Below are 21,964 nucleotides of genomic sequence, written 5' to 3'. Positions count from 1 at the left end.
CTATCATCAACGGGTGAACCTGCCTGGCCTGCTGCTGCGATGGATGTTGCTTGTTGCCCTGGTGCTGAACGCACCGGCGCTGGCGCTTGCCTCCTCGCCGTACACCATGGCGCCCGATGCGGATCACTGCGCCGCTCCGCATTCCGCTGCCATGCCCGGATGCTGCGACGAGGCAGCATCAACGGTCTGCCAGAGTGGTGAGTGCGAATGCCCCCCGGCCTGTCTCGGCATGTTGGCCGCTCTGAGCGGAACGCCGGCGTCGCCCTGGCGTGAGGCGCCTTTGCCAGCCAGCGCCCAGCAACGCGCATCGCCGCCAATGCCGGACCCGTTGCGGCCGCCCATCGGTTGATTCCCTGCGGGCGTGCTGCGTCCGCCACGAAGTGCTCGACTATTCTCGACTCTGCCTGCGTCTTCAAGGTGCGGGCGGCGGGCGGCATCGCCCGCCTCTGCAAAGGAATCACTCAATGAACCGTTCTCTCTCCCTCGGCCTGCTGCTGGGCACCGTAATGGCTACGACCGCCTGCGCGCGCGCTGCCGAAGAATCCACCGCCGCACCGGTCGCCAGCGAGGCACCGGCGGCGCCCATCAAGGCCAGCCCGGCCAGGCTGGACCCGGCACTGCCCATCGCCATCGTGCACAAGACCGCCAGCTGTGGCTGCTGTGGCATCTGGGTCGATCATCTGAAGGCTGCCGGCTTCCAGGTGGATGTGCGCGACACCGATGACATGAACCCGATCAAGGTTCGCCTCGGCGTGCCGGTCGGCAAGGCGTCCTGCCATACCGCCGAGATCGGTGGCTATGTGGTCGAGGGCCATATTCCGGCCGGGGACATCAAGCGCCTGCTGGCCGAACGCCCGGCCGCGCGCGGGCTGGTGCTGCCCGGCATGCCGGCCGGTTCGCCGGGCATGGAAATGCCGGATGGCTACGTGCAGCCGTATACCGTTGAATTGGTGCGCAACGATGGCACCACCGAGCCGTTTGCCCAGCACGGGCAGGGCGGCTGATAGGCGACGGTGCCGGTCGTCCTGACCGGCACCCTTCGGTGCGCCCCGTGTAGAGCCGAGCCCACGCTCGGCTGCTCTTTGTAGAGTCGAGCCATGCTCGACTGCTCTGCTCGACGCTACAGAATCAGCGGGCCCCGGCGACTTCCTTGGCCAGCTGCGCGTCGAACTTCTGTTCGGCCGCATCCGCGTAGGCCTTGCAGGTCAGTGCCTTGGCACCGGCCCGGGCACCCGCAGCATAGTCCCAGTTGCTGGCACCGGGATGCGGTGTCAGCAACACATCGCAGGGCAGCGCCCGCACCGTGGCGAAGCTGCGCTTGTAGTCCTCGATAAGGCGCGGATAGCGCGTATTGCCCTGCAGCTTGTAACCCGGTGCACTCAGGCTGTCGGCGTAGGCGATGCGCACCGGCTTGCCATCGCGGGTATCGGTCCAGGTCCAGGCGGTGCTGCCCGGGGTGTGGCCGGGCATGAAGTGCGCGGTGAACGTGATGCCGCCCACCGTGACCACCTCGCCATCCATGATGATGCGGTCGACATTGGCTGGCGGATAAGTGATGTCATCACCGAAGTGCAGGTCGTTGCTGCCGCCGCGTGCGAGCAGCACCGCTGATTCGGCGTTGGCCGCTACTTTCGCACCGGTACGGCGCTTCAGCTCCGCCACCGGCCCGGCATGGTCGGCGTGTGCGTGGCTGAGCAGGATCAAGCGCAGGTCCTGCGGCGCCACGCCGCGCACCTTCATGTTGCTGATGAGGTGGCTGGCCATCTGCGGCATGCCGCCGTCGAGCAGCACCGCGCCGTCGGCGGTCTGCACCAGCAGCGCGGTCAGGTTCTCGGTGCCGATCTGCCAGGTGTGGTCGGCAATCTGCAGCGGTGCCATCGGCTGCAGCCACGAGGCGTCCACGGTGTAGGCCTGCAGCTGCGGCAGGGGTGCTTCGGTGGCGCTCGCGTGTGTCATTGGGAGTACGGCGACAAGGGCGAGGGCGAGCAGGCGCAGGTTCATTTCAAGATGATGTTGAAAAGTTGGAGCGAGGCTAGCACGCTGCCTTTTACCGGCGAAGCGATGATTCCTCGCCACTGCCATGAGTGTCATTGATGGCTCGATTGGCCGGATCGCTGAACGGGGAGCTGCTAGGATTCCGATCAGGCATCCATCACGCTGACGGACAAGGGCCGCAAGGAGGCTGTCATGCCAAAGTATGTTCTGGACCGGAATGCGGTCATCGAAATTGAGAGGGTAAACGCTGGCAACTGGTCGCCAATGGGCGCCAAGCTGCGTGAAATCGACAAGCGGAAGAACTTCGCAAGCTGCCTGTTGTCTGTTCTCGAGACCGGTAGGAGCGCGTCCCGTGATTCTGCTGCGGTGATTGAGAGCATCACGCGCGAGGAGGCTGTCATGCGAACGTTCTTCCGCAAGGCACGTACTGACTCGGGGTATCTCTTCGCCAACCAGCATGTCCTTTCGGGCAGGTTCCTGGAATCACTGACGCAGAACCAGGCGCAGGATCTTCAGTTCATTGCTTCGGCACAGCAGCTGCTGGCCAAGCAGACCGCAGGCGACGTGGTCCGTAAGGAGTTCAATCGTGTCGTCGAGTTCGTGAGGGACGCTGGCAGGATGCTCCAGGATCCCCTCTCACTTGTCGTGCTGGCATGCCCACTGGGCAGCGAGAGAGCACGGGGGCTGCTGAAACCAAGTGAAGAGACAGACGACAAGGCTGCATTCAATGCATTGGCCGATGTGGAAAAGATCAAACTCGTCAACTATATCGAGGCATTGATGAGAGAGCATGGCGAGCGCAGCGAGCTGCGTCTGTTTAGCGAGGACAGGGGGCTGGTGGGAATGAAGGCTGCCATTGTCGTCACGCACTCTGGGACGATTCAGAACTCGGTGCTGGGTCATGAGGTCGGATACTGCTTCAATCCCGAAAAGTATCTTGTAGCGATGCCGTTCCTTGAAAACCGACCCAAGATCAGTGGCGAGGTGCGGGCGAAGCTGTTCGGCCAGTGCTGAGGCCGTTGGCGGTTCGGCGCATGCGCAGCAGCCCCACGAAAGGGCTGCTGCAGCGACGGTTTAGTACCGGTACTGCCACCCCAGTGTCAGCACCCGGCCGCGCCCGGAGAAGTAACTCGGGTTCGACGGTGTGGTCTGCGAGTAGTAGCTGATGTACTGCCTGTTGGCCAGGTTCTGCACGCCCAGCGTGAAGGCATGCTTGTCCAGCGCATAGCGCGCGACCAGATCCACGGTGGTATAGCCCTTGAACTCGGCCACCCGCGCGCCCTGCAGGTCGAAGTCGCGGTCGAAGGCGTGGCTGGCCTGCAGACGGGTGCTCAGCTGCGGGGTCCAGTTCTGCTCCCAGAACGCGGTCAGCCGGTTCGGCGCGATGTTGACGCCGGCCAGGTCGCTGTCCAGCTGGCCATCGACATTGGCATCGTAGCGGCCGTTGGCGCGCGCATAGCCCAGGCCAAGGCGGCTCCCACCCAGCCGCAGGCGCAGGCTGCTTTCGAAACCCTCAACGCGTGTGGCCTGGCGCTGCACGTTGTAGGCATCGATGCCTGCGTCGTAGACCAGCACCGAGCCGAGCTTCGATTCAGAGGTGTAGTACGCGATATCACCACTGAAGCGGCCATCGTCGTACTCCAGGCCGATCTCTCGGTTGTCCGACACCACCGGTGACAGGTCCACCAGGCTTTCCACGCGCTGGCCGTCCCGGTTGATCGCGCGCAGCACACGGCCGACATCGGCCACGGTGTAGCCCTCCGAGTACGAGGCATAGGCATTGAGGCGATCGTTGATGTACCAGACCGCGCCGAAGTTGGGCAGGGTCTCGCTCATGGTCGGCTTGCCGCCAGCCACCTTGCGTGCGCCGTAGCGGGGCAGGGTGGTGTAGTCGCCTACTTCCAGCTCGCCCTTTTCGTAGCGCAGGCCGCCGGACAGCATCAGGTGGTCGGTCGGCCACCAGTGCAGCTGCAGCAGCGGCGACAGGCTCTGGTAGGTGGTCAACGGCACCCAGTTCATGCCGCTGGCCAGCAGGACCTGGTGGGTGCGGTCACGCAGGCCGTCCAGGCCCAGGGTCACGTCCAGCGTGGTGCCGGCGATGCGGCTCCAGCTCTGGGTGAGCTTGAAGCCACGCTTGTCCGATTCGTTCTGGGTCTGGTCCCAGGCGGCATTGGCGCCGGTGTTGCCCCACGGGTCCCACTGGCTGGCGCCGTAGCGGCCTTCGAAGTCGACCGCGAAGGCCTGGGCCTGGAAGCGGCCACCGAGCAGATCGGCAGCGCTGTAGTCCATGGTCAGCGAGCGCGAGCGGTTCATCGGCGGGTCCAGAGGGGTATCGCCGGGCACCGAAAGGGTCGGGCGACCGGTGCGGTAGTCACCGTTCACCGCCAGGTAGTTGTCCAGCCCGCGCAGCTCGTAGCGGTTGGCCATCAGCTGCAGGCGATGGCCCTCGGCAATGTTCCAGCCGAGCTTGGCGAACACGTTCGACGAGGTCGAATCCATCAGTTCGCCCTGCGCGTTGGTGCCGATCGAGCGCCCCTCGCCGTCATGGAACAGGCCCTGGCGCTCGTAGGCCAGGCCGGCCACCAGGTCGAACTGCTCGCCGCGCATGCCCACCAGCGCCGAAGCGCGCTGGCCGTTGTCGTCGTGGCGGCGGGGCAGGGCGGCGCTGTAGCTGAGGTTGCTGTCGAACAGGAACGCCCCGGGTTCGCTGGGCGCGCTGCGGGTGATGATGTTGACGATGCCGCCGGTACCGCCAATGCCCTGCAGGGCGTTGGCACCGTGGATGACTTCGATGCGTTCGATCATCGCCGCATCGATGGTGTGCGAGTCACGCGAGCCATCGCGCAGCGGCGTGGACTGCGGCACGCCGTCGACCATGTACAGGATGCCGCGGCCGCGCATGGTTTCGCCGTAGTTGGACATCTTCTCGCGGGCAGGCGCAAACGCCGGGATCTGTGACGAGAGCACGCGCGAGACATCCGAGCCCAGCGCCAGCTGCTGGGCGATGTCCTCGCGGGTCAGCACGGTGATGGTGTTGGGCATGGCGGTCTCGCCCTGCGGCATGCGTGCGGTGGACGCCGATACCGTGACGCGGGCCAGGGAGGTGGCCGCGGCCTGCGGCGCGGGGCGCGCAGGCGCGGTGGCCTTGGCCGGTGCCGGTGCAGTGGCCGCCACGCTCAGCACGTAGACGCCCGGCGAGCGTTCCTGCAGTGCCAGGCCCTGGCCGGCCAGCAGGCGCTGCAGCGCCTCGCGCGGGGTGTAACGGCCGTCCAGTGCCGGTGCGTTGCGCCCGCCTACGCTTTCCGCGGCGAACAGCAGCTGGATGCCACTCTGCCGGGCCAACGCGTTGAGCGAGGCCGGCAGGGAGCCTGCGGGCAGGTGGAATTCCACGGCGGCCGGTGCCGATGTCTGGGCGGCGGCGGGCAGTGCCACGCACAGGCAGGCGGCAAGCAGGGTGGGGGCCAACCGGCGCAATGCGGCAGGCGGGACGGGGCGGGTCATGTGGAGGTCCTTCGGAGGGGTTCAGACACCTGCCGGATGGGAGGGCGCACAACCCACCCTCGCAACGGCGATCAATCGCGGGCGCGCAGGTGCAGGCTGCCGTCGGCGGCGGTCTGCAGCTGCACCGGCAGGATGTCCGGCAGCAGTGCCACGGCGGTCTCGGCGCGATCGGCATCGAACACGCCCGAGACCAGCAGCGGGCCCAGCCCCGGGTCATCCAGCACGATCGGGCGGTCGTGGTAGCGCTGCAGGATGCGCAGCACCTCCGACAGCGGCAGCCGATCGAACTGCAGCCGGCCGTGGGTCCAGTCGGCCCGCTCCGGGCTGACCGCTTCGGGGGGCGACAGCGATCCTGCCTGGGCCAGCAGGCGCTGGCCCGGCTTCAGCCGTTGCTCGGCCTCGCTGCCGTCGACGCGCACGCCCACCTCGCCGCGCCACAGGGTCACCTCGCTCAGATCACCCTGGCGGTCCACGTCGAACACGGTGCCGTAGTTGCGTACATGCACCGGACCGGCATCGACCTGGAAGCGGCGCCAGGCCGAGTGCTGCACCTCGAAGCGCGCCTGGCCGCGCACCAGCAGCACCTGCCGCGAGCGCAGATGGCGGCGCACCTGCAGGCGGGTACCGGCATCGAGCAGCACCTGGCTGCCGTCGGGCAGGGTGACGTTGCGGCGTTCGCCGACAGCGGTCTGGTAATCGCGTACCTGCCAGGCCGGGTCGGCCGCCAGCAGGGTGCCGCCGGCCACCAGCAGCAGCGCCAGCACGGCCTTGGCGGGGCCAACGCTGCGCCGACGCTGCAGTGCCTCAGGGCTGGGCAGCGGGAAGCGTTGCTTCAAGGCATCGCGGTGCTGCTCCAGTACCTGCTCGGTGGAGGTGGATGGCGGTGGCGGTTCGGAAGGGGCGGGCGTGCGGCTCATTGCAGCCCCGCGTGCAGGCGGCAGTCGGCCATCGCCAGGCGCAGGTGACGCTCCACGGCCTTCAGGCCGATGCCCATGCGCTGCGCGACCTCCGCCTGTGGCAGCTCGTGGATCTTGTGCAGGATGAAGACCTGCTGGCGCCGGCAGGGCATCCGCTCGATGGTGACGCTCAAGTGCTCAAGCGCGTGCATGCCCTGCGCCTGCTGCTCGGGCCCGGGGCGCGGGCAGGCGCCCTCGGGCAGTTCGGCGCGCGGCTCGACCCAGTGCCGGCGCAGGTCTTCGGCGCGGCAGCGGTCCACCGCCGCGTCGTGGGCGATCCGGCGCAGCAGCGCGATCGGTTGCCGTGCGTCATGGGCGGGCGGTCGCTCCAGCAGGCGCACGCAGACATCGTGGACCACTTCGCGGGCCAGCCCGGGCGAGCGGAAGCGGCGACGCAGGTAATCCACCAGTTCCTCGTAGTGGCGCACCAGCGAAGACACCAGCGGCAGTGCAGGCGGGTGGGGTGAAGGCAGCTGGGACATCCGGACCGGCAGCAAGGACGAAGGGCGGGCGCGGGGAGGGTATCCCTGCGCGATGACGCAATACTAATGGGAACCGTTCGCGTTTGTCATGCGCGGCCGGCCACGCCGATTGTTCGCGGCGGCTGGAAAGTGAAACCACGATCATCGGCTGGAGCGCAGAATCGGCCCGGGCTAGCCTGCCTGGGACTTCAAGGAGATCGACGGATGCATGTGATTCTGGTGATCACCGCAGGCGTGCTGCTGCTGGGGGTGTTCCTGTTGTTCGGCCATCTCTGGAGCGTGGGCACCTCGCAGCTGCCCACGGCGCTGATCGCATTCATCGCCACCTGGCTGCTGGTGGCCGTGGCCAACATGTGGGTGGGGGTCAGCAAGGCCGGTTACGCGGTACGCGAGGAGCTGCCGATCCTGCTGCTGGTATTCGCCGTGCCGGCGCTGCTGGCCGGCTTCCTGTACTGGCGCCTGGCGCGCTGAAGGAGTTCCATGAGTACCCGACTGCGCCTGCCCGCGCTGCGCCACCGCGATGGCCATCATGCCCGCGTGACCTACGAAGAACTGTTCTTCGACCTGGTCTACGTGTTCGCGGTCACCCAGCTCAGCCATCACCTGCTGCACCACCTGGACCTGGCCGGCGTGCTGCAGACGCTGGTGCTGTGGTTCGCGGTCTGGCTCGGCTGGCAGTACGCCTGCTGGGTCAGCAACTGGTTCGACCCACAGGCGCCGCGCATCCGGGGCCTGTTGTTCGCGACCATGCTGCTGGCGTTGTTGATGTCCTCGTCCATTCCCGAGGCATTCGCCGACCGCGCATGGATGTTCGCCGGGGCCTACGCCACGATGCAGGTGGGGCGAACCGCGTTCGTGCTGCTGGAGGTCGGCCGCAACCATCCGTTGGCGCCGAATTTCCGCCGCATGCTGGCCTGGGTCAGCGTCGCGGCCTGCTTCTGGCTGGCCGGCGCAGCGGCCGAGGGCAACCTGCGGCTGGCACTGTGGGCGGTGGCGGTGGCCTGCGAGTACATCTCGCCGATGTTCGGCTTCGCGTTCCCGGGCATGGGGCGTTCGCACACCCGCGACTGGACCATCGAGGGCGGTCACCTGGCCGAACGTTGCCAGCTGTTCGTCATCGTCGCGCTGGGCGAGACGTTGCTGGCCACCGGTGGCGTGCTCAGCGAGGTCGAGCACTGGAGCCTGCAGGTGGTATCCGCGGTGCTTGCCACCTTCGCTGGCACGATTGCGATGTGGTGGCTGTACTTCGGCATCTCCAGCCGTGATGCCACAGAGGCCATCACTCACGCCGAAGACCCCGGACGGATGGGCGCCAACTTCCATTACGTGCACGCGCTGCTGATCGCCGGCATCATCGCCACCGCAGTGGGCAACGATCTGGTCATGGACCACCCGGCGGCGGCCGTCACCACGGTGTACGCCACCGTGATGGTGGCGGGACCGCTGATCTATCTGCTGGGCAGCGCCCTGTACAAGCGCGTGGTCTATGGGCACGCGCCGCGCTCGCATCTGCTGGGCGCCGCCGCGCTGCTGGTGCTGGGCCTGGCGTTGCCATGGATGCACCTGCTGGCCGCCGGCTGGCTGACCAGCCTGGTGCTGCTGGGCGTTGGACTGCTGGACACGCGGCTGAAGCGGCGCACCCGGCAGCTGCAGGGCTAGAACCCGCCGCCGGTCTTGAAGCCACCGCCACCGCTGATGCCGCCGCCGCTGTGGAAGCTGCTGCCGCTGGAACTGGAGCTTGAACTCGAGCTGGAACTGGAACTTGAACGAGAGCTTGAACTGCTGGATCCACCCGCAAGCAGGTCGAACAGGCTGCCAGAGGAGCGGGTGGTGCTTCGGCTGCTGGTGGTGCTGAAGAAGGACGCGGCGACGGTGGCCGGGGCGGCGGCCCGGTAGCTCGGTGCCTCGTACGCCTGGCGCTCGATATCCGCAGCGGCCTGGTAGCTCCTGCGCGCAGCCTGCAGGCTGTCCAGGCGCTTCTTCAGCACGGCCATTTCGCGGGTGTGCTCGCCCACCATGCCATCGATCTCGCCCAGGCGAAGGCGACTGCGATGGATACGTTCGAGCACGGCATCGTCCTCGCCGGAGGCGGTGGCGGCGACGCGCCGGTACAGGTCGTCCATGCTCTTGGCCGACAGCGTGCGCGCCAGGGCGGTGAGCAGGGCGCCGCCTTCGGCATCGGTCCAGCTGCGGAAACCATCGATCTGTGCCTGCTTGGCATCCACGGTCTGCCGATGCAGCTGCTCGGCCAACAGCGCCTGCGCCACTGCGCTCTGCGCCGTCTGCAACTGCTGGCGCAGCGGGTCGCCACCGGCGGCGGCGAGGGCGGCGTCGCGGGCCTGCTGCACCGGCTGGCGGGCCGCGTCGACGTCGGCACGGGCCCGGCCGGCATGTTCCTGCAGATAGGGCGGAAGCTCGACCAGGGTGGCGTACTCGCGACGGGCACGGTCGAAGCCGCACAGCTCGGCCAGCCAGCCATCGACCGTGCGCACCAGCGGCCAGCCGCGATAGGCCGCGCTGCCGAAGCTGCGACGGTGCAGGTACATGAAGATCGGGTCGGCCTGATAGGCGCCGGCCTTGGCGTCATGCTCCGACTGCGCAGAGGCGGCCATGCGTTCCACTGTGTCGGCGCGCGCCTCGGCCAGCTGCAGGTCGTCCTGCAGCACCCTGTAGCTGGGCTCCGCTTCCAGCGTGGTGTCCACCTGGTTCTGCAGGGCCTGCCACTGGCCGCCGGCGGCGTCGCGTGTGGCAACGGCCTCCTGCGAGCGCTGCTGCAGTGACTGTTCGATGTCCAGCAGCGCCTGCAGCTCGTCGGCCAGCACCGCCGCTTTGCGATCGCGGCGCTGCAGGTCGGCGCTGGACTGTTGCAGCAGGTCCCTGGCCACCATCGGCGGCGAATCAGTGGCCGCCTCGGCCTGCAGGCGGGCCAGTGCATTGAAGTCCTCGCGGACCCGGCCGTGCAGCGCTTCCTGTTCCTTGATCAGTTCCCGGCACTGGTCGCCATGCGTGGCCAGTTGTGCCTGCACCTGGCCGATATCGGTTTCGACATCGGCAATCGCGTCGTTCAGATCTCTCATGTCAGTTCCTTACCCATCACCATTCGGTGATGTAGCCGCCGGTGGTGGGCATGCGGAAACGCGGCGACAGGCTGCCGCGCGGCTTGCTGCCGATCTGGTCGTCCTCGATGATGCCGTTGTCCTGCTTGTCCGCGGCAACCCGGTTGTAGGTTGCCTCCGGCACGCGCACGGCGAACAGCGAGGCCCATTCGTCCTTGCCGGTTTCCTCATTGCGGATCAGCAGTTCGGTGGCCTTGCCAGCCTCGTCCAGTGCTTCGGTCACCAGGTAGTAATTGCGGCCACCGTTGGCCTTTTCGTTGTAGCGCCAGACGCCGGTGCGCTCATCGTCGCGATTGACGATGCGGTAGACCAGGGTCTGCGACAGCAACGCCACCAGCTGGGCGACCTCGTCCATCGCCGGCCCGGCCTCGGCCAGTGTCTCGACGCGGATCAGCTGGGCGGCCTGGTCCAGCGCACGTTCCAGCCGTTTGCGGTCCTCGCCAGCAACGCCCGTGGCCAGGCCGTCGGCCTTGAGCTGGGCCAACCGTTCGTTGAGCGCGGCCAGTTTGTCGGCACTGCCGATGAGGTCCTTCAGGGTGGTCACCGCCTGGCCGGCTGCGGCCATGTCCCCGGCGCGAAGTGCGACGTCGCCGCCGGTGTAGGCGCGTGCCCGTACCTTCTCGGCGTCCGGTGTGAGGCGTGCTGCTTTTGCGGCCGCATTGGTGGTGTCCAGCAGTTCGCTGGCGTCGATGGCCTGGCCGAGGGTGGTCACCCGCTCGGTCAGCGTGGGCAGGGTTTCCCTGGCCTGCGCCAGCAGTTGCGCGGCGGCCAGCCTGTGCTGTTCCACCTGGGCTGCTGCCTGTTCGCCGGTGGCGCTGCCGCCGCTGCTGATACGCGTGAGCTTGTCCTTGCGGATCAGGGTGGGCAGGTCCGCCATGGCGGCGGGCACGCCGGCGAAGCGCCGCTGTGCTTCGGCCAGCGCGGCCTGCGCGCCTTCGGTCAGCGGCTGCAGGCGCTCACCGCTGGCCGTGGCACGTGGCAGCAGCCCCTGCAGGGCCTGTTCCTGCCCGGCCAGAAGGGCGCGCGCTGCGGCAGCCTCCTGTTGCTGCGCGGCCACCTTGTCGTTCAGCACCTGCACGTTCTTCTGCACGTTGCTCTCATGCACGAATGCACCGAAGCTGCGCGCCATCACCAGCAGCATGCCGAGCACCAGCAGCAGGAACGCCGCCAGCAGCGCCCACTTCAACAGGCGGGCCCGATCGATCCAGCGCCGCGCCAGCCAGGCCTTCCAGCCACGCGGCGCGGCATAGAGGTAGCGCTGCTCACGCTGGGCCTGGATGCCGGCCTCGAGGATCTCGTCGGAGACCTCGATGCCCTGCGAGCGGTACAGCTCAAGCAGGCGCTGCTTCAGCGTCGCCTTGTCATGGCCGCTGTCGGCCAGCGCCTTCATTTCGGCATTGCGGTAGCGCAGCTGGTCGACCACATCCATGGTCAGCAGCGCATCCTGCAGCTCGGCAGGGGCCATCGTCGCACTCACCTCAGCGCGACTCCGGGCTCGGCGGTGCCTGCAGCAGTGCGGCGAAACGCTGCTTGCCCTGTTCGACATACTCGGCGATCTCGGCCGAATCACGGGTGGCCTGGCCGCGCAGCTGCTCGATCTCCTGCAGCGAGGTTTCCTGGAAGCGCACCACCGCATCGACCAGCTTGCGCACCGAATCGACGCCGATGGTGGCGCCGTAGCCGGCCTTCAGGCCCTCGTGCAGTACTTCATCGCCGATGTTGGCCACCGCTTCCAGGCCCTTGGAAGTGCCCTCGGTCATTGCATTGAGCGCCTGGGTGGACTCGTGCAGGCCCATCTGCGTGGTGAAGGCCAGGTTCAAGGCGGTGAAGCTGGTTTCATTGGTGGAGAAGAACACCACCGAGCGCTCGTTGACGCGGCGCTTGACCTCGTGCGACTGGTGCACGCGCAGCATGATCGCCTCGGAGGTGGCGTAGTTCACCTGCAGGTTCTCGGCCAGGTCCTTGGCCAGCTGGTAGCGCGACTCCTCGGCCTGGTTGTTGCGCAGGGCTTCATCGCGGGCCATCACCAGGCGGCCGGTGTCGGCGGCATCGGCCGCCGGGCCGGCCGACTCCACGCGCTGCTGCGCCTGCTTCAGCGCCTCGCGCGCATCGGCCAGCACCTGCTCCTGCAGCTTCAACAACTCATGCGCCTGGATTTCGGCATCCTTGATCGACAGGCGGAAGTCGCCGTACATCTCCAGCACGCGCGATTCGCGCTGCAGCTGCTCGGCCGAATCGCGGCTGACCTCCAGGAACGTACGGCGGATCTTCTCGAACCGGCTCGGAATGTCACCGCGGGTGACCTTCATCCACAGGTTCTGCAGGCGTTCGCCCATGTCGATCTTGCCGTCGCGCACCTGTTCGACCATGGTGCTGGCGTCGTCACGAATGCTGTCGAAGGCGCGGATGATCTCGGTATAGCGGTCGGACACCTTGGCCGAGCTGATTTCATCACGCATCACGGCATTGAAATGGCCGGACTGCTGCAGCACGCGGGCAATGGCCACCACGCGGCCCTGGTCGAGGGTGGACAGCTGCGAAACCAGCGCGACGGCTGGTGCGTTGTTGTCCTGGGGGGCGGCCAGGCCCAGGCTGCGCAGCGTGGCCATGGCGCGGTCGAGGTACTTGATCGGCGCGGTAGCGGCCGGCGTGGCAAGGAGAGTGTTCTCGGGCATTTCGACGGCTCCGGTCAGGGCAAGCAATGAGGAACCTGCCGCGCCGAACGGGCAGGTTGCTGCGAAACGAAGGGGAAGGGGAGCGGCAGCCGAGTGCTGCACGGCAGGGCGGCCCGGTCGAGGGCGGCGGGCCCGGCAAGGGCGTGGATGATGTCCTGTTCAAGCATGGTGCATTCCCTGCAGATCGCCCCCCTGGCGATTCCGTGCCCATTGTAGCGGCGGTGACGGGCAGGTGAAGCCCCACCGATGGCAGGGTGGAGTAGCGTTGGCGCACATGCCGGTGCAGGCAAGCGAGGCCTTCGTGCAGAACCTACCGCAGTGGTTGATCTGGGCTGGACTGTCTGCCGTGTTCGCGGCGCTGACCGCGCTGTTCGCCAAGGTGGGCGTCAAGGGTGTCGACTCGGACCTGGCCATGGCCATCCGCACCCTGGTGGTGGCGGCGGTGATCCTGCCGCTGGTGGTGGTCACCGGCAAATGGTCCAATCCGCTGTTGCTGCCCGGGCGCACCCAGCTGTTCCTGGTGCTCTCCGCGCTGGCCACCGGTGCGTCGTGGCTGTTCTACTTCCGCGCGTTGCAGAGCGGCGAGCTGGCCAAGGTGGCGGTGGTGGACAAGTTCAGCGTGGTGCTGGTGATCGTGCTCGCTTATCTGTTGCTGGGCGAACGGCCCAGCCTGCGGGAGTGGAGCGGCATCGGCCTGGTGCTGGCCGGGGTGATCGTACTGGCGACGAAGAAGTAGCAGCGTTCAACCGATCAGACGGGAGAGCAGGATGCAGGGCGAAGCACACGGTACGTTTGAAGTGGATCTGCGGCCGATCGGTGGCAACGACGGCCCGATCGCGGTGATGTCGATCAACAAGACCTTCGCCGGCGACCTGCGGGGCAGCAGCGTCGGCCAGATGCTGGCCTTCCGCACGCCGGTGCAGGGCTCGGCCGGCTACGTGGCGATGGAGCGGGTGACGGCCACGCTGGCCGGGCGCGAGGGTGCATTCACCCTGCAGCACAACGGCGTGATGACCCGCGGTGTTCCGGAGCTGAGCGTGATCGTGGTGCCCGATTCCGGCAGCGAAGGGCTGCTCGGCCTGACCGGTACTTTGGAGATCACCATCAGCGACGGCCGCCACGACTACCGGCTACAGTACACGCTGCCTGACCCGGAGTAGGACTGGACGGCGCTGCAATCAGCTGTTGCCGGCCTGCAAGCGGTCGTACATCCGCACCAGGTCGACCAGGGTGCGCGCGCCCATCTTGCGCATCACCTGTGCGCGGCGCACCTTCACGGTGATCTCGCTGACCCCCAGGTCGCCGGCGATCTGTTTGTTGAGACGGCCGCGCACCACGCCATCGACCACCTCGCGCTCGCCCGCGTTGAGCGTATTCCAGCGCTGCTGCAGGGCATCGAGTGCCTCGCCGTCGCGACGGCGCTGGCGGTCGATCTCGATGCCTTTGTGGATCGCATCCAGCAGTTCCTGGTCACGGAACGGCTTGGTCAGGAATTCGATGGCACCGTCCTTGATCGCGTTGACACCCATCGCGATGTCACCGTGGCCGGTGATGAACACCACCGGCAGCTGCAGGCCGTGGCTGCCCATCGTGCGATGGAATTCGAGGCCACTCTGGCCGGGCATGCGCACGTCCAGCACCAGGCAGGCCGGCGCGTCTTCCAGTTCGTGTTCGAGGAACGCCTGGGTGGAGGCGAAGGCCCGTACCTGCAGGCCCATCGAGGCCAGCAGGTCTTCCAGCGCGGCGCGCACCGACGGATCGTCGTCGATCACGTAGACGATGGGTGCCGGGTCGGCGATGGGTGCAGCGGGCTTACGCATGGGGAGATTCCGTGGCGATGGGCAGGTCGAACACGAAGCAGGCACCGCCGCCTGCCGGTCGTTCGGCGCGGATCTGGCCGTCGTTGGCCTCGATCATTGAACGGCTCAGGCTGAGCCCAAGGCCCAGTCCGTGTGACTTGGTGGTCCAGAAGGCATCGAACACCCGCTCGGGATGGTCGGCGGGCAGGCCGACACCGCGGTCACGCACACTGAGACTCACCCGCTGGCCGTCACGCCGGGTCAGCAGGGACAGGCGACGATCAGCAGCAGGCACCGCTTCCATCGCGTCCACCGCATTGAGGATCAGGTTGCCGATCACCTGCTGCACCTGCACGCGGTCGGCCTGCACCAGAGGCAGGTCGGCATCGAGCAGCAGGGCCACGGCGACGCCGTGCTGGTCCAGTTCACTGCGCGACAGTGCCAGCATTTCTTCCACCGCCTGGTTCAGATCGAAGGCGCGTCGTTCCGGTGCCGCGCCCTGGGTCAGGCCGCGGATACGAGCGATCACGTCGCCGGCGCGGTGCGCATCGGCCAGGATGCGGGCCACGGTCTGCCGTGCCTTGTCCACGTTCGGTGGGTCCTGCGCCAGCCAGCGCTGGCAGGCTTCGGCGCTGCTGGCGATGGCCGCCAGCGGCTGGTTCACTTCATGGGCGATGGAGGTGGTCAGCTCGCCCACTGTGGAGGCGCGCGCCACCCGCAGCAGGCGGCCCTGCGCTTCCTGCACGGCGGCCTTGGCCGCTTCCATGTTCAGGGCAAGGTAGGTGGTGATGCCGATCACCAGCATGCCGATCACCGAGTTGACGAGGCCGATGCGGTAGGTGCCGAAGCGGGTCAGGAAGAAGCTCAGCCCGGTCAGCGCGATGCAGGCAATGGCCAGGGTGATCAGCCCACGCGCGCTCAGTACGCGCGATGCGGCGAGGATGACCGCTGCGTAGAAGCAGGCGGCGGCGACCGCGTAGTCGGTGACGGTATCGATCAGGAAGATCGCCGCCATCACGACGATCAGGGCCAGCAGCACCAGCGGGCGGCGGGGCGACAGCGATGGCATCGGAACGGCTCCCTGGCGTGGGGGGAAAGGATAGCAAAGCCGCCTTTGGTGGATGCCGACCGGTAGTGCCGGCCGCTGCATGGTGCCGCTGGAGATCATGAGGTTGCCGGCCAGCGGCCGGCACTACCCCGGCGACGGGCATGACCTCTGGTGGTGCTATGCCGACCAACGGTCGGCACCTACCGAAGCGCGGTATGCCAGTTCCTGGTGGGTGCCGACCGTTGGTCGGCACAACCTGGGATAGCCCACCGTGCTATTCCTCCAGGCTGGCGTTCCAGAACCCCTGCAGTACCCCGGGCGTGGTCGCCAGCGTGGCCAGCACCGCATCGAGCTCACCGGCATCGACGGTGGTGGCATACAACACCGCTTCAATCTCCACGTCGCGCTCGCCGAACGGGCGCTGGTCCACCGCGCGCACCGGGTAGTGCGCCTGTTCCAGCAGCAGCAACAGCTGGTCCAGCACCTCGGCCTGCTGCTCGCGCTGGCAGACCACGTTGATCGCATAGGTCGCCTCGCTGAACGCCTCCGGCAGCGGCTGCCGCTGGATGCGGTTCACCACCGGCCGCAGCAGGGTGTTGGCGGCCAGCACGAATACCGCCGCCATCACTGCTTCCGGCAGCAGCTTGATACCCGCACAGGCACCGACCGCCGCCGAGCCCCACAGGGTGGCGGCGGTGTTCAGGCCGGACACCTGCGCACCGTCCTTCATGATTGCGCCGGCGCCGAGGAAGCCGACGCCGGAGATCACATAGGCCACCACATGCAGCGGCGAGGGCGGGCCGCCATACAGGTCATGGAAGCGCACGGCAAGGTCGACGAACACCGCCGCACCCACCGCCACCAGCGTATTGGTGCGCAGGCCGGCGGTGCGTTGGCGCAGCTGCCGTTCCAGGCCGATCGCCGTGCCCAGCACGAACGCCACCGACAGGCTGATCAGCGAGCTCAGGGTTGCGCCGGCGTTGAACGCCGGCAGGTTCGGATTGATGTCCATTGTGTTTCTCCCTGGACAAGGCGGGCGCTTACTGCCAGCCGTAGCGACGGATGTAGAACCTCTTCAGTGCGGTGGTCAGCACCGCGTAGCCGAACAGGATCGCCACCAGGAACGGCCAGTAGCCGGTCGGCAGGGCCTGCAGCTTGAAGTAGCCGGCCAGTGGGCTCATCGGCAGGGCCACGCCGATGGCCATGATCAGGCCGGTCATCACCAGCAGCGGCGGCGCGGCGATGCTCTGCAGGAACGGCACCTTCGGCGTACGGATCATGTGCACGATCAGGGTCTGGGTCAGCAGGCCCACCACGAACCAGCCGGACTGGAACAGGCCCTGGTCGGCCGGCGTGCGTGCATCGAACACGTACCACATCAAGGCGAAGCAGGTCAGGTCGAAGATCGAGCTGATCGGCCCGAAAAACACCATGAAGCGGCCGATGTCCGCCGGGTTCCACTTCAGCGGCTTGCGCACCAGTTCCTCGTCCACGTTGTCGAACGGAATGGCGATCTGCGAGATGTCATACAGCAGGTTCTGCACCAGCAGTTGCAGCGGCAGCATCGGCAGGAATGGCAGGAAGGCCGACGCCACCAGTACCGAGAACACGTTGCCGAAGTTGGAGCTGGCCGTCATGCGGATGTACTTCAGCATGTTGTTGAACGTGCGCCGGCCCTGGATGACGCCTTCCTCCAGCACCATCAGGTTCTTCTCCAGCAGGATGATGTCGGCCGCCTCCTTGGCGATGTCCACCGCGCTGTCCACGCTGATGCCGATGTCGGCCGCGCGCAGTGCCGGTGCATCGTTGATGCCGTCGCCGAGGAAGCCGACCACCTTGCCCTGTGCGCGCAGCTCGCGTACCAGGCGCTCCTTGTGCAGCGGCGTCAGGCGGGCGAACACGCGGTGGTGGTGCAGCGCCCGCGACAGCGCGCCGTCATCCATGCGCTCGATCTGCGGGCCGGTCAGGATGGTGTCGGCGTCCAGCCCCACCTGTGCGCAGACACGGGCGGTCACCAGCTCGTTGTCGCCGGTGAACACCTTCACTTCCACGCCATGCGCGGCCAGCGCCTGCAGCGCCTGCGCAGCCGATTCCTTCGGCGGGTCCAGGAAGGCCACGTAGCCGACCAGGGTCAACCCGCACTCGTCGGCCTGCGAGTAGGCGGTCTGGCTGGCGGCGGTCTCCTTCATCGCCACCGCCACCACGCGCAGGCCCTGTTCGTTCAGTTCCTCGGTGGTCTGCCGCACCCGCGCCAGGCGGCGCTCGTCCAGCGGCATGTCCTGGCCGTTCTCACGCACGGTGCTGCACACCGCCAGCATCTCCTCCACTGCGCCCTTGCAGATCAGCTCATGGTGGTCCTCGCGCTCGGACACCACCACCGACATGCGGCGGCGCTCGAAGTCGAACGGAATCTCATCCACCTTGTGGTAGTCCTGCGACAGCCGCAGCGAACTCTGCAGCTCGACATGCTCCAGCACTGCGCGGTCGAGCAGGTTGATCAGGCCGGTCTGGAAGTGGCTGTTGAGGTAGGCGAACTTCAGCACGTCCTCGGAATCGTGGCCGAACACATCGGTATGCCGCTCCAGCGCGATCTTGTCCTGGGTGAGGGTGCCGGTCTTGTCGGTGCACAGCACTTCCATCGCGCCGAAGTTCTGGATCGCATCCAGGCGCTTGACGATCACCTTGCGCCGCGACAACAGCACCGCACCCTTGGCCAGGGTGGAGGTGACGATCATCGGCAGCATTTCCGGCGTCAGGCCCACCGCTACCGACAGCGCGAACAGGAACGCCTCGGTCCAGTCACCCTTGGTCCAGCCGTTGATCAGCAGCACGAACGGCACCATCACCAGCGCGAAGCGGATCAGCAGCCAGCTGACACTGTTGACGCCGGCCTGGAACGCGGTGGGTGCGCGGTCGGTGGCAGTGCTGCGCTGGGCGAGGGTGCCGAAGTAGGTGCGGTTGCCGGTGGCCAGCACCACGGCGGTGGCAGTGCCGGATACCACGTTGGTGCCCATGAACAGCAGGTTGTGCTGCTCCAGCAGGCCGGCCAGGCCATCGCCCGGGTGCGCGAACTTCTCCACCGGCAGCGACTCGCCGGTCATCGCCGCCTGCGCCACGAACAGATCCTTGGCGGTCAGCACGCGGCAATCAGCCGGAATCATGTCGCCAGCCGACAGCACGATGTGGTCGCCGGGCACCAGTTCGCGGATCGGCAGGTCGAGCAGGCGGGCCGGGCGACGGCTGTGCAGGTGCGCGCCGAAGTACTGGTCGGCCACGTCCGCAGCCTCGGTGCCGGGATTGCGGCGCAGCACGCGCGCGGTGTTGCCGACCAGTGCCTTCAGCCGTTCGGCGGCACGGTTCGAGCGGCCTTCCTGCACGAAGCGGATCAGTGTGGACAGCAGCACCATCGCGCCGATCACGATCGTGGCCTTGATGTCCTCGGTCAGCCAGGACACCGCCGCCAGTAGGGTCAGCAGCAGGTTGAACGGGTTGCGGTAGCACTGCCACAGGTGCCGCCACCACGGCAGCGGCTTTTCGTGATCGACCTCGTTGGGGCCGAGCGTGGCCAGCCGCTCCTCGGCCTCATGCGGGCTGAGGCCATCGGCATGCGATTCCAGCGTCGCCAGCAGCTGGGCTTCCTCCTGCTGGGCAAGGGTGACCAGGCCGGTGGTGAGCGCGAACGGCGCGGCCTCGGCGCTGCCCGGGCCGAAGCCGGCTTCGGGCATCGCGCGGCGGCGGAACAGGTTGCCTGCGCGACGGCTGCGCAGGAAGGCGTTGAACCAGGCGTTGAGCAGGCTCATGGGACTCTCCTCGAATGTCAGAGCCGGCCGGGGCCGGAACACGAACGGAACGGATGGAACAGGTCAGGCGTGTCGCATCGCCAGCACGGCGGGCGACCACGGCTGCATGTGCAGGCGCTGGCTGCCACCGATGCACAGCGGCTTCATCGCATCGCGCAGCGGGTAGGGCAGGTGGCGCAGCACGTTGATGCGCTCGCTGATCGGCAGCAGCGACAGCGCGTCGGCCACCACGCGTGGCGAGCCGAGCGACAGCGAACGGGCGAACATGACCGGGCCGTGCTGCAGCAGCTGGCTGCGCAGGGCGGCAACATCGCGCTCACCGATCAGGCGGCGCAGGGTGATGTAGAGGATCTTGTAGGACATGGGGGCGATCTCCAGGCAGGCGGCACCTGGCGATCCCCCGTCACTCAGGCAGGCAGGGACCGGCGGGCAGGCGCCAGGAACAGGCAACAAGCGGGCATCCGGGGCGCGGTGCGCCCGGCAGGGTCGGGGTCCATCTGCGTCTCCATGAGGGGAGGGGCCGGCCAGGGTTGCCCTGGCCAGTGGCGCTATTGTCCGCCCCTGAATGGGGCAGTCCTAGAGGCTCGTGGGTTAGCCCGGCTATACCTTGGTATAGCCGGGCACGCATCGCGCCGATCAAGGGCGCGTCAAGCGATCAATGCGCGGTGCTGGTCTGCTTGCACACGTCGTACTCGCCGCGGGTCAGCTTCTGGTCGCGGTCGGTATCGCAGGCGTGCAGGCGCTCGGCCCAGTCGGGTGCCACGGCATCCACTTCGGCCAGGGTGACGATGCCGTCCTTGTCCTTGTCCAGCGACTCGTAGGACGGAATCAGCTTCACTTCGGTCACGTCCTCGGCGGCAGTGGCCTTGCTGGCCTCCTGCGGCTTGGAGCAGGCCCCCAGCAGCAGGCCGGCGACAACGACGAGGGCGGCGGGAAGGTAGCGGAAACCGGTCATGGCGTGCTCCTGTAGAGAATTGGGTTCGCCACCGTGGCGCCCATGGCCGGATCATCGGCACCGGTCTGTAAGGGAGGTGCGAAGAATGCAGGTGATCCTGCGGGTGGGTGGGGCGCCGTTCACCGCCAGCGTAGGAATGGTTTCAAACCTGTAGGACAAATCCGATCTTTGCAACTTGTTGCATGGTTGGAGTGTAAGACCCCTGTGAAAATTTCGGCTCGCCTCTCCCAGCGAGTCCGCCATGTCGCGCGTCCTCTGTTCGATCCTGTTGGCTCTGCTCGCAGGCAGTGCCCACGCCAAGACCCCACAGATCAACGTCGGTGTCCTGTTCGACTACCTGCAACCCACGCACAGCAACCTGCTCAAGCGCATCCGCAACACCGGTGACGCTACGGCCTACGTGCGGGTTGAAGTTACCCAGATGCACTTCGATGCGGACGGCAAGGCCAGCGAAACGCCGGTGGATACCACCGCGCTGGTCCGCAACACGCCGGACGCACAAGGGGTCATCGCCAGTCCCAGCCGCCTGATCATCGCAGGCAATGGACAGCAGGCCACACGCCTGGTGTATCGCGGTGCGCGTGACCAGGAGCGCTACTACCGGTTGCGCTTCATCCCGGTGGCGCCGACAGCCGAGGAATTCTCGCTCAGCGAAGACCAGGCCCGGGAGGCAGCAGAGCTCACCTCCGCCATCCGTGTGTTCACCGGCTACGGCACGATCTTCTTCGTAGCGCCTGAAAACCCGCGCTACGACACGCTCATCGAGCAACAGCAGGTGCGCAATCGCGGCAACGCCACCGTGGTGCTGGACAACCTGCGCCAGTGCGAGCGCGACCGTCCCGATACCTGCACGCCGGGAATCATCGCCCATGTGCGCCCCGGCAACAGTTATGCGCTGCAGGCCGCCGAGCACCAGTTCCTGCGCTTCGAACTTCGCGAAGGCGACAGCCAACGCAGCATCGACTCGCGCCGTTAAGCCCACTTCCACCGATGGATCTGTCCCGAACGGGCCTGTCAGGCGCCCGCTGGGACTGCTTTGCCCTTGCCTGGCACCTTGATTTCCACCCTTGACCCTGGAGTGCATCCATGTCCCTGAAGACCACCCTGCTGGCAGCGGCCACCGCCCTGCTGATCACCCCGGCCGTTGCCCTGGCCGCTACTGAAACCAAGTCCATCACCATCAATGTCACCGCCGACGTGCCGAACAGCGCCGGCCTGCAGGTGTCCACCCCCGATGGCTGGGAAGGCCTGCCGCAGAACCTGCCGTGGGATACTGCGCGCCAGACCCTGGGCGATCTGACCGGCCGCGTCATCAACGTCAAGTCGCCGGCTGCGATCAGTGCCTACCTGTCGGCACCGGCGCAGATGGCATCGGCCGCCGATGTAGTGGACCTGGACGTGAAGATCGACAACGTCGTGGTCCCGGCCACCTCGGCCTCCAAGATCGAAGTGGCCAACGCTGCGCAGGCGGCGGCCGGCAAGTCACTGGCCTTCGCCATTGCCCCGACCGCGCCGAGCGGCGGCTACAAGCAGGGCAGCTACGGCGGCCAGTTCCACATGATCTTCGAAAGCGACATCTGACGATCATGCAGCTTCGTGCCCTTCCTGCCGCGTCATCGATGCGGGGGGAGGGCGCG

General features: G+C 67.2%; 22 protein-coding genes. 9 read left to right on the top strand and 13 right to left on the bottom strand.

Translation table 11 applies throughout. The features are described 5' to 3' along the window. Positions 1–13 precede the first annotated feature (13 nt). Together AB1281_RS09815 and AB1281_RS09810 are read left to right on the top strand one after the other, a co-directional pair. Positions 14–349, top strand: a complete 336-nt coding sequence (locus AB1281_RS09815) for a hypothetical protein (protein WP_430346990.1) — start codon at positions 14–16, stop codon at positions 347–349. Between the two features lie 115 nt (positions 350–464). After that, positions 465–1,004 (top strand): DUF411 domain-containing protein, encoded by a 540-nt coding sequence (locus AB1281_RS09810; protein WP_430345751.1) that lies wholly within the window; start codon positions 465–467, stop codon positions 1,002–1,004. Positions 1,005–1,128: 124 nt separating this feature from the next. Here the strand turns inward: AB1281_RS09810 and blaL1 are convergent, their stop codons facing one another. Beyond that, positions 1,129–2,001, bottom strand: coding sequence for a L1 family subclass B3 metallo-beta-lactamase (blaL1, locus tag AB1281_RS09805; protein ID WP_430345750.1), 873 nt, complete (start codon positions 1,999–2,001; stop codon positions 1,129–1,131). A gap of 186 nt (positions 2,002–2,187) precedes the next feature. On the opposite strand from blaL1, the gene AB1281_RS09800 reads away from it, so the two are divergent. Further along, on the top strand, positions 2,188–3,009 hold the full coding sequence (locus AB1281_RS09800; RefSeq protein ID WP_430345749.1) for a hypothetical protein: 822 nt from the start codon (positions 2,188–2,190) through the stop codon (positions 3,007–3,009). A 60-nt stretch (positions 3,010–3,069) separates the two neighbouring features. On the opposite strand, the gene AB1281_RS09795 is transcribed toward AB1281_RS09800, so the two are convergent. The 3 genes from AB1281_RS09795 to AB1281_RS09785 form a co-directional block, all read right to left on the bottom strand. Then, positions 3,070–5,496 carry a TonB-dependent receptor domain-containing protein gene (locus AB1281_RS09795; protein ID WP_430345748.1) on the bottom strand — a complete coding sequence of 809 codons (2,427 nt, stop codon included), beginning with the start codon at positions 5,494–5,496 and terminating at the stop codon, positions 3,070–3,072. Between the two features lie 71 nt (positions 5,497–5,567). After that, positions 5,568–6,413, bottom strand: a complete 846-nt coding sequence (locus AB1281_RS09790; RefSeq protein WP_430345747.1) for a FecR family protein — start codon at positions 6,411–6,413, stop codon at positions 5,568–5,570. Next, positions 6,410–6,934: an RNA polymerase sigma factor gene (locus AB1281_RS09785; protein ID WP_430345746.1), complete on the bottom strand. Its 525-nt coding sequence runs from the start codon at positions 6,932–6,934 to the stop codon at positions 6,410–6,412. The genes AB1281_RS09790 and AB1281_RS09785 overlap by 4 nt, the downstream gene beginning before the upstream one ends. Positions 6,935–7,138: 204 nt before the next feature. On the opposite strand from AB1281_RS09785, the gene AB1281_RS09780 reads away from it, so the two are divergent. Beyond that, entirely contained in the window at positions 7,139–7,405 is a 267-nt protein-coding gene (locus AB1281_RS09780; protein ID WP_014037340.1) for a hypothetical protein, read from the top strand. A 9-nt stretch (positions 7,406–7,414) separates the two neighbouring features. Then, the gene (locus tag AB1281_RS09775; RefSeq protein WP_430345745.1) at positions 7,415–8,593 is read left to right on the top strand and encodes a low temperature requirement protein A; all 1,179 of its coding nucleotides are present in this window, start codon (positions 7,415–7,417) and stop codon (positions 8,591–8,593) included. Here AB1281_RS09775 and AB1281_RS09770 read toward each other — a convergent pair. From AB1281_RS09770 to AB1281_RS09760, 3 genes are read right to left on the bottom strand one after another with little or no spacing between them, the layout of a single operon-like run. After that, positions 8,590–10,011, bottom strand: a complete 1,422-nt coding sequence (locus AB1281_RS09770; RefSeq protein ID WP_430345744.1) for a hypothetical protein — start codon at positions 10,009–10,011, stop codon at positions 8,590–8,592. The genes AB1281_RS09775 and AB1281_RS09770 overlap by 4 nt on opposite strands. Before the next feature lie 16 nt (positions 10,012–10,027). Then, complete coding sequence (locus AB1281_RS09765) at positions 10,028–11,515, bottom strand: DUF6384 family protein (RefSeq protein ID WP_430345743.1); 1,488 nt, start codon at positions 11,513–11,515, stop codon at positions 10,028–10,030. A gap of 13 nt (positions 11,516–11,528) precedes the next feature. Continuing rightward, on the bottom strand, positions 11,529–12,725 hold the full coding sequence (locus AB1281_RS09760; RefSeq protein WP_430345742.1) for a cell surface protein: 1,197 nt from the start codon (positions 12,723–12,725) through the stop codon (positions 11,529–11,531). Between the two features lie 274 nt (positions 12,726–12,999). Between AB1281_RS09760 and AB1281_RS09755 the strand changes: the two genes are divergently transcribed. After that, positions 13,000–13,461 (top strand): EamA family transporter, encoded by a 462-nt coding sequence (locus AB1281_RS09755; RefSeq protein WP_182474382.1) that lies wholly within the window; start codon positions 13,000–13,002, stop codon positions 13,459–13,461. A gap of 31 nt (positions 13,462–13,492) precedes the next feature. Beyond that, complete coding sequence (locus AB1281_RS09750) at positions 13,493–13,885, top strand: DUF3224 domain-containing protein (protein WP_075678183.1); 393 nt, start codon at positions 13,493–13,495, stop codon at positions 13,883–13,885. Between the two features lie 18 nt (positions 13,886–13,903). Here AB1281_RS09750 and AB1281_RS09745 read toward each other — a convergent pair whose 3' ends face one another. From AB1281_RS09745 to AB1281_RS09720, 6 genes are all read right to left on the bottom strand, one after another. Beyond that, positions 13,904–14,545, bottom strand: coding sequence for a response regulator transcription factor (locus tag AB1281_RS09745; RefSeq protein ID WP_049445007.1), 642 nt, complete (start codon positions 14,543–14,545; stop codon positions 13,904–13,906). Continuing rightward, positions 14,538–15,593, bottom strand: a complete 1,056-nt coding sequence (locus tag AB1281_RS09740; protein WP_430345741.1) for a sensor histidine kinase — start codon at positions 15,591–15,593, stop codon at positions 14,538–14,540. Before AB1281_RS09740 ends, AB1281_RS09745 begins: the two co-directional genes overlap by 8 nt. A 253-nt stretch (positions 15,594–15,846) precedes the next feature. After that, positions 15,847–16,584, bottom strand: coding sequence for an MgtC/SapB family protein (locus AB1281_RS09735; RefSeq protein ID WP_014037331.1), 738 nt, complete (start codon positions 16,582–16,584; stop codon positions 15,847–15,849). A 28-nt stretch (positions 16,585–16,612) separates the two neighbouring features. Continuing rightward, entirely contained in the window at positions 16,613–19,372 is a 2,760-nt protein-coding gene (gene mgtA / locus AB1281_RS09730; protein WP_430345740.1) for a magnesium-translocating P-type ATPase, read from the bottom strand. Positions 19,373–19,435: 63 nt separating this feature from the next. Beyond that, positions 19,436–19,735: a hypothetical protein gene (locus AB1281_RS09725; RefSeq protein ID WP_006447714.1), complete on the bottom strand. Its 300-nt coding sequence runs from the start codon at positions 19,733–19,735 to the stop codon at positions 19,436–19,438. 292 nt (positions 19,736–20,027) lie between these two features. Further along, positions 20,028–20,327: a hypothetical protein gene (locus tag AB1281_RS09720; RefSeq protein WP_075678195.1), complete on the bottom strand. Its 300-nt coding sequence runs from the start codon at positions 20,325–20,327 to the stop codon at positions 20,028–20,030. A gap of 241 nt (positions 20,328–20,568) precedes the next feature. On the opposite strand from AB1281_RS09720, the gene AB1281_RS09715 reads away from it, so the two are divergent. After that, the gene (locus tag AB1281_RS09715; protein WP_430345739.1) at positions 20,569–21,303 is read left to right on the top strand and encodes a CS1 fimbrial subunit B flags: Precursor; all 735 of its coding nucleotides are present in this window, start codon (positions 20,569–20,571) and stop codon (positions 21,301–21,303) included. Positions 21,304–21,413: 110 nt separating this feature from the next. Next, positions 21,414–21,908, top strand: a complete 495-nt coding sequence (locus AB1281_RS09710; RefSeq protein WP_430345738.1) for a CS1 type fimbrial major subunit — start codon at positions 21,414–21,416, stop codon at positions 21,906–21,908. Positions 21,909–21,964: the final 56 nt, after the last annotated feature.

The sequence above is a fragment of the Stenotrophomonas sp. NRRL B-14846 genome, assembly GCF_050473585.1.
In the GTDB taxonomy this organism is placed as follows: domain Bacteria; phylum Pseudomonadota; class Gammaproteobacteria; order Xanthomonadales; family Xanthomonadaceae; genus Stenotrophomonas.
This window is presented reverse-complemented; position numbering and strand designations above follow the sequence as displayed.

What these genes read in the sequence shown, in the direction of transcription:
- AB1281_RS09785 (WP_430345746.1), bottom strand. Translation starts at nt 6,934, where the DNA reads ATGTCCCAGCTGCCTTCACCCCACCCGCCTGCACTGCCGCTGGTGTCT.
- AB1281_RS09735 (WP_014037331.1), bottom strand. Translation starts at nt 16,584, where the DNA reads ATGGACATCAATCCGAACCTGCCGGCGTTCAACGCCGGCGCAACCCTG.
- AB1281_RS09740 (WP_430345741.1), bottom strand. Translation starts at nt 15,593, where the DNA reads ATGCCATCGCTGTCGCCCCGCCGCCCGCTGGTGCTGCTGGCCCTGATC.
- AB1281_RS09790 (WP_430345747.1), bottom strand. Translation starts at nt 6,413, where the DNA reads ATGAGCCGCACGCCCGCCCCTTCCGAACCGCCACCGCCATCCACCTCC.
- AB1281_RS09755 (WP_182474382.1), top strand. Translation starts at nt 13,000, where the DNA reads ATGCCGGTGCAGGCAAGCGAGGCCTTCGTGCAGAACCTACCGCAGTGG.
- blaL1 (WP_430345750.1), bottom strand. Translation starts at nt 2,001, where the DNA reads ATGAACCTGCGCCTGCTCGCCCTCGCCCTTGTCGCCGTACTCCCAATG.
- AB1281_RS09770 (WP_430345744.1), bottom strand. Translation starts at nt 10,011, where the DNA reads ATGAGAGATCTGAACGACGCGATTGCCGATGTCGAAACCGATATCGGC.
- AB1281_RS09725 (WP_006447714.1), bottom strand. Translation starts at nt 19,735, where the DNA reads ATGTCCTACAAGATCCTCTACATCACCCTGCGCCGCCTGATCGGTGAG.
- AB1281_RS09750 (WP_075678183.1), top strand. Translation starts at nt 13,493, where the DNA reads ATGCAGGGCGAAGCACACGGTACGTTTGAAGTGGATCTGCGGCCGATC.
- AB1281_RS09800 (WP_430345749.1), top strand. Translation starts at nt 2,188, where the DNA reads ATGCCAAAGTATGTTCTGGACCGGAATGCGGTCATCGAAATTGAGAGG.
- AB1281_RS09760 (WP_430345742.1), bottom strand. Translation starts at nt 12,725, where the DNA reads ATGCCCGAGAACACTCTCCTTGCCACGCCGGCCGCTACCGCGCCGATC.
- AB1281_RS09715 (WP_430345739.1), top strand. Translation starts at nt 20,569, where the DNA reads ATGTCGCGCGTCCTCTGTTCGATCCTGTTGGCTCTGCTCGCAGGCAGT.
- AB1281_RS09745 (WP_049445007.1), bottom strand. Translation starts at nt 14,545, where the DNA reads ATGCGTAAGCCCGCTGCACCCATCGCCGACCCGGCACCCATCGTCTAC.
- AB1281_RS09795 (WP_430345748.1), bottom strand. Translation starts at nt 5,496, where the DNA reads ATGACCCGCCCCGTCCCGCCTGCCGCATTGCGCCGGTTGGCCCCCACC.
- AB1281_RS09720 (WP_075678195.1), bottom strand. Translation starts at nt 20,327, where the DNA reads ATGACCGGTTTCCGCTACCTTCCCGCCGCCCTCGTCGTTGTCGCCGGC.
- mgtA (WP_430345740.1), bottom strand. Translation starts at nt 19,372, where the DNA reads ATGAGCCTGCTCAACGCCTGGTTCAACGCCTTCCTGCGCAGCCGTCGC.
- AB1281_RS09710 (WP_430345738.1), top strand. Translation starts at nt 21,414, where the DNA reads ATGTCCCTGAAGACCACCCTGCTGGCAGCGGCCACCGCCCTGCTGATC.
- AB1281_RS09765 (WP_430345743.1), bottom strand. Translation starts at nt 11,515, where the DNA reads ATGGCCCCTGCCGAGCTGCAGGATGCGCTGCTGACCATGGATGTGGTC.
- AB1281_RS09810 (WP_430345751.1), top strand. Translation starts at nt 465, where the DNA reads ATGAACCGTTCTCTCTCCCTCGGCCTGCTGCTGGGCACCGTAATGGCT.
- AB1281_RS09775 (WP_430345745.1), top strand. Translation starts at nt 7,415, where the DNA reads ATGAGTACCCGACTGCGCCTGCCCGCGCTGCGCCACCGCGATGGCCAT.
- AB1281_RS09780 (WP_014037340.1), top strand. Translation starts at nt 7,139, where the DNA reads ATGCATGTGATTCTGGTGATCACCGCAGGCGTGCTGCTGCTGGGGGTG.